Origin of the sequence: Sphingomonas endophytica (assembly GCF_001476895.1) — a bacterium.
GTDB lineage: Bacteria > Pseudomonadota > Alphaproteobacteria > Sphingomonadales > Sphingomonadaceae > Sphingomonas > Sphingomonas endophytica_A.
Genome location: NZ_LDTB01000268.1, coordinates 1 through 686, shown reverse-complemented (window position 1 = coordinate 686; position 686 = coordinate 1). Strand labels below are relative to the sequence as shown.

At 64.9% G+C, this 686-nt stretch carries 1 protein-coding gene and 1 pseudogene; one reads left to right on the top strand and one right to left on the bottom strand.

Annotation, left to right across the window (positions count from 1 at the left end; genetic code table 11):
- Nucleotide 1: 1 nt before the first annotated feature.
- A pseudogene (locus NS334_RS19500) lies at nucleotides 2-277 on the top strand (TerB family tellurite resistance protein); the annotation flags it as partial.
- A gap of 30 nt (nucleotides 278-307) precedes the next feature.
- Here NS334_RS19500 and NS334_RS17125 read toward each other — a convergent pair.
- The coding region (locus NS334_RS17125) for an IS5 family transposase (protein ID WP_058757015.1) at nucleotides 308-686 on the bottom strand (379 nt) is incomplete at its 5' end.

The following is a 686-nucleotide window of genomic DNA, read 5'->3' as shown; positions in this document are numbered from 1 at the left end:
GCTGATCGCCTTCGCCGATGGCTGGGTAACGACGGAGGAGCATGACCGGATGCTCGGGTTGATCCGTGGATTTGAGCCGATCGCTGCGTTCGGGCTAGACGATGTCACCGCGACGTTCGAAACTCTGACCGAGCGGTTCGCCAAGGACCAGAAGGGTGGCGAGGCGGCCGCGTTCGAGGCGGTCGCACGCGTCAAGGGCGCGCAGCGGTATCCGGCACTGCTCGTCGAGGCCTGCTGCGCGATCGCCGCTGCCGATGGCGGGTTCGACTCCGAAGAACGGGCGACCGCTAGGCTCAGGCCTCATTGCTCAGGGCCCGAAGCTCACGGTGGCGGCGAGGGCGATAGCGGAGAAGAAGACCGTAGGGCACCGATCGTAGTGGGTGGCGAGGCGGCGCCAGTCCTTGAGGCGGCCGGACCTGATCTCGATGTGGTTGCGGCGTTTGTACCGACGCTTGTCGTATTTGATGGGGTCGAGACGGGATTTCCGCCCAGGAATGCAGGGCTTGATCCCCTTCTGCTGAAGGGCATCCCTGAACCAGTCGGCGTCGTAGCCGCGGTCACCCAGCAGCCATTGCGCCTTGGGAAGGTCGTCGAGAAGCGCCGCAGCGCCGGTGTAATCGCTGATTTGGCCTGCGGTCATGAAGAAACTGAGCGGGCGGCCGTTGGCGTCGGTGACAGCATGAAGC